General features: G+C 63.4%; 5 protein-coding genes. All 5 read right to left on the bottom strand.

The window, feature by feature from the left end; all coding sequences use genetic code 11:
- Positions 1-125 precede the first annotated feature (125 nt).
- The 5 genes from pnp to infB all read right to left on the bottom strand — a co-directional run bounded on the left by pnp (position 126) and on the right by infB (position 7383).
- On the bottom strand, positions 126-2273 hold the full coding sequence (pnp, locus tag AC1RLZ_RS16920) for a polyribonucleotide nucleotidyltransferase (protein WP_371423542.1): 2148 nt from the start codon (positions 2271-2273) through the stop codon (positions 126-128).
- A 307-nt stretch (positions 2274-2580) separates the two neighbouring features.
- Positions 2581-2850, bottom strand: a complete 270-nt coding sequence (gene rpsO, locus AC1RLZ_RS16915) for a 30S ribosomal protein S15 (protein WP_092140706.1) — start codon at positions 2848-2850, stop codon at positions 2581-2583.
- Between the two features lie 2 nt (positions 2851-2852).
- The gene (truB, locus tag AC1RLZ_RS16910) at positions 2853-4013 is read right to left on the bottom strand and encodes a tRNA pseudouridine(55) synthase TruB (RefSeq protein WP_493189528.1); all 1161 of its coding nucleotides are present in this window, start codon (positions 4011-4013) and stop codon (positions 2853-2855) included.
- Positions 4010-4426: a 30S ribosome-binding factor RbfA gene (gene rbfA, locus AC1RLZ_RS16905; protein WP_371423540.1), complete on the bottom strand. Its 417-nt coding sequence runs from the start codon at positions 4424-4426 to the stop codon at positions 4010-4012. Before rbfA ends, truB begins: the two co-directional genes overlap by 4 nt.
- Before the next feature lie 167 nt (positions 4427-4593).
- Positions 4594-7383 carry a translation initiation factor IF-2 gene (infB, locus tag AC1RLZ_RS16900; RefSeq protein WP_371423539.1) on the bottom strand — a complete coding sequence of 930 codons (2790 nt, stop codon included), beginning with the start codon at positions 7381-7383 and terminating at the stop codon, positions 4594-4596.
- Positions 7384-7390: the final 7 nt, after the last annotated feature.

Below are 7390 nucleotides of genomic sequence, written 5' to 3'. Positions count from 1 at the left end.
AACAATCGGCCAAGCCTGATAAAACAAGCTGCAAAGAAAAACCCCGCCGAAAATCGACGGGGTTTGTCAGTGGTCTGGGGCGGCCTCTCGGCCGCCCTTTCGTACTTCGCAATGTCGCTGCGAGATTACTCCGCTGCAGTCGCGCCTTCGGCGGCCTTCTGCTTGGCTTCGAGATCTTCGCCGGTCTCCTGATCGACCGCCTTCATCGACAAACGCGTCTTGCCGCGATCGTCGAAGCCGAGCAGCTTGACCTTGACCTTGTCGCCTTCCTTGACGACATCGGAGGTCTTCTGCACGCGGCCGCCGGCGAGCTGGCTGATGTGAACCAGACCGTCCTTGGCGCCGAAGAAGTTCACGAATGCACCGAACTCCATGACCTTGACCACGGTGCCTTCATAGATCGCGTTGAGCTCCGGATCCGAAGCGATCGACTTGATCCACTTGATCGCAGCCTTGATCGACTCACCATCGCTCGAGGCCACCTTCACGGTACCGTCGTCTTCGATGTTGACCTTGGCGCCGGTCTTTTCGACGATCTCGCGGATCACCTTGCCGCCGGTGCCGATCACTTCACGGATCTTGTCGGTGGCGATCTTGAACGTCTCGATGCGCGGCGCGTATTCGCCGAGCTCGGCACGGGCGTTGTTGATCGCCTTCGACATCTCACCGAGAATGTGAATGCGGCCTTCCTTGGCCTGGCCCAGAGCGACCTTCATGATCTCTTCGGTGATACCGGCGATCTTGATGTCCATCTGCAGCGAGGTGATGCCGGTGTCGGTACCAGCCACCTTGAAGTCCATGTCGCCGAGGTGATCTTCATCACCCAGGATGTCCGACAGAACCGCGTAGCGTGCGCCTTCGAGGATCAGGCCCATGGCGATACCCGCCGTCGGACGCTTCATCGGAACGCCCGCATCCATCAGCGCCAGCGAAGCACCGCAAACCGATGCCATCGACGACGAACCGTTGGACTCGGTGATTTCCGACACCACGCGCACGGTGTACGGGAATTCGTGGTGACCCGGCAGAACCGGATGGATTGCGCGCCAGGCGAGCTTGCCGTGGCCGATTTCGCGACGCTTGGTGCCGCCCATACGACCGGTCTCGCCGACCGAGTAGGGAGGGAAGTTGTAGTGCAGCAGGAACGTCTCTTTGTACGTTCCCGACAGCGAGTCGATGTACTGCTCGTCTTCACCGGTGCCGAGCGTGGTCACGACCAGCGCCTGGGTTTCACCGCGGGTGAACAGCGCCGAACCGTGGGCGCGCGGCAGCACGCCGACTTCGGCAACGATCGGACGAACCGTCGTCAGGTCGCGGCCGTCGATGCGCTTCTTGGTGTCGAGGATGTTCCAGCGAACGATCTTCGATTCCAGTTCCTTGAACACCGCGGCGATGCGGAGCTTGTCGTATTTCGGCTCCTGACCTTCCGGGAAGTAGTGTGCCATCGCCTTCGCCTTGACGGCGCCGACGGCAGCGTAGCGGTCCTGCTTCACAGGGATCGCGTAAGCAGCGCGCAGCTCGGCTTCGACGAGACCGAGCATTTCCTTCTCGATTTCGCTGTCATCGATGGTCTTGACCTCGCGCGGCTCCTTGGCGGCCTTCTCGGCGAGCTCGATGATCGCCTTGATGACCGGCTGGAAGTGGCGGTGACCGAACATCACGGCGCCGAGCATCACGTCTTCGTTGAGCTCCTTGGCTTCCGATTCCACCATCAGCACGGCATCGCCGGTGCCGGCGACGACGAGGTCGAGATTGGTGTCGGCCATCTCGTCGAGGGTCGGGTTGAGCACGTATTCATCATTGATGAAGCCGACGCGGGCCGCACCGATCGGGCCCTGGAACGGGGCGCCGGAAATCGTCAGCGCAGCCGAGGTGGCAACGAGCGCGAGAATGTCCGGATCGTTTTCCATGTCGTGCGACAGCACGGTGACGACGATCTGGGTTTCATTGCGCCAGCCATCGACGAACAGCGGGCGGATCGGACGATCGATCAGGCGGGAGACCAGCGTCTCCTTCTCGGTCGGACGACCTTCGCGCTTGAAGTAACCGCCGGGAATGCGGCCGGCTGCGTAGGTCTTCTCGATGTAGTCGACAGTCAGCGGCAGGAAGTCGATGCCATCCTTGGCAGTCTTCGCGGCGACGACGGTGGCGATAACGACGGTCTCGCCGTAGGTGGCGATGACGGCACCGTCAGCCTGACGGGCAACCTTGCCGGTTTCCAGCTTGAGCGGACGACCGCCCCAATCGATCTCGACGGAGTGAACATTAAACATCTTGGGTTTCTTTCATGGGTTCACGGAGAACGGCGCCCGAAACACAAAAGCCATGCGCAAGACGGCAAGAGGCTGCTCGCGATGTCGCGAAATCAGCGTCCGGCGATCCTGCCATGGCCTTTGTATTCTGAATGGCGTCCATCCTTCCGATGGTCGCGGGGATCTTTGGGGGATCGCGCCGCGCGACGAGCACCTTGCCCGTCATCGTCCAGTTGCCGGAGTGCTCCTGGACGTTATCGTGCGGCCCACAGTGGCCCGCACTACGATTCATGCAAAAACGCGCGCAAGAAGTGCGCGCGTGATTGTCTTAGCGGCGGATGTTGTGCTTCTCGAGCAACGCCTTGTAGCGCGCCTCGTCCTTGCGCTTGATGTAGTCAAGCAGCGAACGACGCGTCGAGACGAGCTTCAAAAGACCACGACGGGAATGATTGTCCTTGGTGTGGGTCTTGAAGTGTCCGGTCAGGTTGGCAATGCGCTCGGAGAGGATCGCAACCTGGACTTCCGGCGAACCAGTGTCGCCGGCCTTGTTGGCATTGGTCTTGATGACTTCCGCTTTGCGTTCTGCGGTAATCGACATCGTCAGTTACTTTCTTTGCGGGCCGAACTGGCGGTCAGTCCGGTCAGGTTAAACACGCGCTTGGGGATGAGTTCGCCGTTGCCAACTTCAGCGAGGGCCAGTAATCGCCCTGCCACCGTGACATAAACTGTGCCGCTACAATCGGGCGCATCCCGTCCGCGCAACAAAACGGCCTGGCCCCGATGGAGCCTTGCCGCATCCGCCCGTGTGACGGCCAGTGCCGGGATGTCGTCCAGCGCGGTCTCAACGGGCAGTAGCGCGTCGGCGAGGCTGCCCTCGCCAGACGCGGCTCTATCGCACAAAGCCTCCAACTGTTCCAGCGGAATCATGTCGGCTTCGGCGAAAGGTCCGACCAGGGTACGCCGGAGCGCACTGATATGGCCGTAGCAGCCGAGCAAACGGCCGATATCGCGGGCCAGCGCGCGCACGTAAGTGCCCTTGCCGCATTCGGCCTCGAATACCGCGTGGTCGCTATCTGGCTGTTCTGTAAGGACTAATTCGTGAATCACGACCGGACGGGGAACCAGCGGCACCACCTCGCCGTCGCGGGCGAGATCATAGGCGCGCTCGCCCTGGATCTTGATCGCCGAGTATTGCGGCGGGGTCTGCTCGATATTGCCGGTAAATTGCGGCAGCAGCGCCCGGATCTGCTCGGCCGTGGGCCGGATCTCGCTGGTGAAGGTCGCCCGGCCCTCGGTGTCGTCGGTGTCACGCTCCTCGCCCCAGGCGACGGTAAAGCGATAGCGCTTGCGACCGTCCATCACGAAGGGAACCGTCTTGGTGGCTTCGCCGAGCGCGATCGGCAGACCGCCGGACGCCAGCGGATCGAGGGTGCCGGCATGGCCGGCGCGCTTGGCCTGGAACAGGCGCTTGGCGATGGCGACCGCCTGGGTCGAGGTCATGCCGATCGGCTTGTCGAGGATCACCCAGCCATGGACGTCGCGCTTGTCGCGCCGAACCTGGCCCTGATGACGTTGCTTGCCGCCCTGATGGCGCGGATCGTTATTGCCGCGAGGGCCCTGATGCTGACGCTGGTCATTGCCGCCGCGGTCGCTTTGCTGACCGTGGTCACCGTGCTGCACAGCCGGAGACAGGGTGGCCTCGCCATTGCCCGCTTCATCGAGGCGTGAATCGAGGGCGGCGGCTGGTGTCGTCACAGTCATTCGTTTTCGTCCGAGTCTGGTTTGAGGTCGCGCGCAACGGCGGGCGTGCGCAGGAGTTTGTCGATGCGCTCGGCTTCGTCGAAGCGCTCATCGATGCGGAAGCGGAGATCCGGGGCATATTTCAGGTTGACGCGATGCGCGGCCTCGGTCCGCAGGAAGCTCTTGTTCGCCGCCAGCGCTTTCAGCACCGGCTCGGTGTTCTGGCCGCCGAGCGGCATCACATAGACGGTGGCGAGCTTGAGATCGGGCGACATCCTCACCTCCGGCACGGTGATGATGGTGGTTGCCAGTACGGGATCGTGGACCCCGCCTTGCGACAGGATATCGGCGATCGCATGGCGGATCAGTTCGCCGACGCGCAACTGACGTTGCGAGCCGCCCGGCGTCGCGGACTTCTGGTGATGCTTGGGCATCGGTTTCCCTACAAAACGAAATTCGTCATGGCCGGGTTTGTCCCGGCCATTCACGTCAGTGGTGCTGAAACATCAAAGACGCAGATGCCCGGCCATCTAGCGAAGCTCGCTTCGCGCAGGCCGGGCATGACGTCTCATTCACATCAGTCTCTCTGCAAGATTTGGACTTACAGGGAGCGCTGGATGGTCTCTACGCGGTAACACTCGATCACGTCGCCGGCGCGCATGTCGCCGTAGTTCTCGAACGCCATGCCGCATTCCTGGCCTGACGCCACTTCCTTCACTTCGTCCTTGAAGCGCTTCAGTGTCGACAGCTTGCCTTCGTGCACGACGACGTTGTCGCGGATCAGGCGCACATTCGCGCCGCGTTCCACGGTGCCGTCGGTGACGCGGCAACCCGCAACCTTGCCGACCTTCGAAATGTTGAACACTTCGAGGATCTGCGCATTGCCCAGCATGGTTTCGCGCAGCGTGGGCGCGAGCAGACCGGACATGGCTTTCTTCACGTCATCCACGAGATCGTAGATGATGTTGTAGTAGCGGATTTCGATGCCGTTGCGCTTGGCAGCAGCGGCAGCTTCCTTGTTGGCGCGAACCGAGAAGCCGATGATGGCGGCGTTGAAGCCTTCCGCCAGCGTGACGTCCGATTCCGAGATGCCGCCGACACCCGCATGCAGGATGCGCGCCGCGACTTCGTCGGTGCCGAGTTTCTCGAGCGAGCCGAGAATGGCTTCGAGCGAACCCTGCACGTCGGCCTTGATGATCAGCGGGAAGTCCTTGCGACCCGAGGTCTTCAGCTGGCTCATCATCTGCTCGAGCGAGCCGCGCATGCCGTTGGTGGAGGCTGCGGACTTCTCGCGCTTCTGATGTGCACGGTAGCCGGTGATTTCACGGGCGCGGGCTTCGTTCTCGACCACGGCCATACGATCGCCGGCTTCCGGCGGACCGTTGAAACCGAGCACTTCGACCGGCACCGACGGACCTGCTGCGGTCAGCGTCTCACCCTGATCGGAGATCAGTGCGCGGACACGGCCCATTTCGGCACCGGCCACGATGATGTCACCGACCTTCAGGGTACCGCGCTGAACCAGCACGGTCGCCACCGGACCACGACCACGATCGAGCTTGGCTTCGATCACGGTACCTTCCGCCGGACGTTCCGAATTGGTCTTCAGGTCGAGAATATCGGCCTGCAGCGCGATCATTTCGAGCAGCTTGTCGAGATTGGTCTTGTTCTTCGCCGACACTTCGACGTCGACCACGTCGCCGCCGAAGGATTCGACCTGCACGTCATGCTGCAGCAGTTCGGTGCGTACGCGCTCCGCCTTGGCATCGGGCTTGTCGATCTTGTTGATCGCCACAATCATCGGCACGCCGGCAGCCTTGGCGTGATTGATGGCTTCGATGGTCTGCGGCATGACGCCGTCATCGGCCGCCACCACCAGGATGACGATATCCGTAACCTTGGCGCCGCGGGCACGCATCGCGGTGAACGCAGCGTGGCCGGGCGTATCGATGAAGGTGATCTTCTTGCCGCTCTCGGGCGACATGACCTGGTACGCGCCGATATGCTGGGTGATGCCGCCGGCTTCGCCGGACACGACATTGGCATGGCGCAGCGCGTCAAGCAGCGAGGTCTTGCCGTGGTCGACGTGGCCCATGACGGTCACAACCGGCGAACGCGGTTCGGTATCGGTGGAATTATCGACCTTGTCGAACAGACCCTCTTCAACGTCCGATTCGGCAACGCGCTTGACGGTGTGGCCCATTTCTTCGGCCACCAGCTGCGCGGTGTCGGCGTCGATGACGTCGTTGATCTTGTGGATCGCGCCCTGCTTCATCAGCAGGCGGATGACGTCCACGGCACGCTCGGCCATGCGGTTGGCGAGTTCTTGGATCGTGATCGCTTCCGGGATCGTGACTTCACGAACCAGCTTTTCCTTCGGCTCGTTCGACTGATGACCCTTCAGGCGCTGGGTGCGGCGGCGGAACGAGGCGATCGAACGCTCGCGCACATCGCCGGCCGACAACGCGGTGACCACGGTGAGACGGCCGCGCTCCTTCTGCGGGCCGGGCTTGGCAGTGGGCTTCGGCGCGATCACGGGGCGCGCGGCGCCGCCGGGACCACGGCGAATAACGCGCGGACCTTCATCCTCGTCGGTGCCGTCGGCAGCGACGCCGGGCGCACGCGCAGGCGTGGCTGAGGTGGCGCCGGGACGGGCCGTCGTCGTGGCCGACTTGGCGGCCTTCGCATCGGCTTCAGCCTGACGGCGCTTGGCCTCGACTTCGGCGCGGCGCTTGGCTTCTTCTTCCTGGCGGTGACGCTCTTCCTCGGCCTTGCGACGGGCTTCGGCGGCTTCACGCTCTTCCTGTTCCTTGAATTCCTTGGTGTTGCGGCGGGCCGCCTCGATCTCGGCGAGACGACGCTCCTCCTGCTCGCGCACGCGGGCATCGGCCAGCGCGCTGGCGCGGGCATTGCGCTCTTCCTCGGTCAGGGTACGGAGCACGACGCCCGACCCCGAACGAGCCGGGGGCTGCGAGCGCTGCGGCGCGCGCGATGGCGCCGCGGGGGACGGAGCAGAGCTGCGTCCTGCGGGAGAAGGTGCAGCAGTGCGGGGAGCCGGTGCGGCCGGTGCAGGTGCAGGCGCAGCAGCGCGCGCAACCGGCGCCGCGGGCGCAGCAGTTGCAGCGGGAGCAGCCGGCGCAGCAGCAACGGGAGCTGGTGCAGCAGTCTCGACAGGCGCCGGAGCAGCCGGTGCCGGAGCAGCCGCGACAGGCGCAGCAGCCGGCGCATCGCCGGGCATACGGCGCTTGCCGCGCTTCTCGACCACCACCTGCTTGGTGCGGCCATGGCTGAAGCTCTGGCGCACAGTGCCCTGCTCGACGCGCGGCTTGAGCGTCAAGGTCTTGCTGGGAACGCTCAGAGTCTTGTCACCAGGCGTTTTCGTATCAACCATTCAGCAG

The sequence above is a fragment of the Tardiphaga sp. GW822-FHT04G09 genome, assembly GCF_058800725.1.
This window is presented reverse-complemented; position numbering and strand designations above follow the sequence as displayed.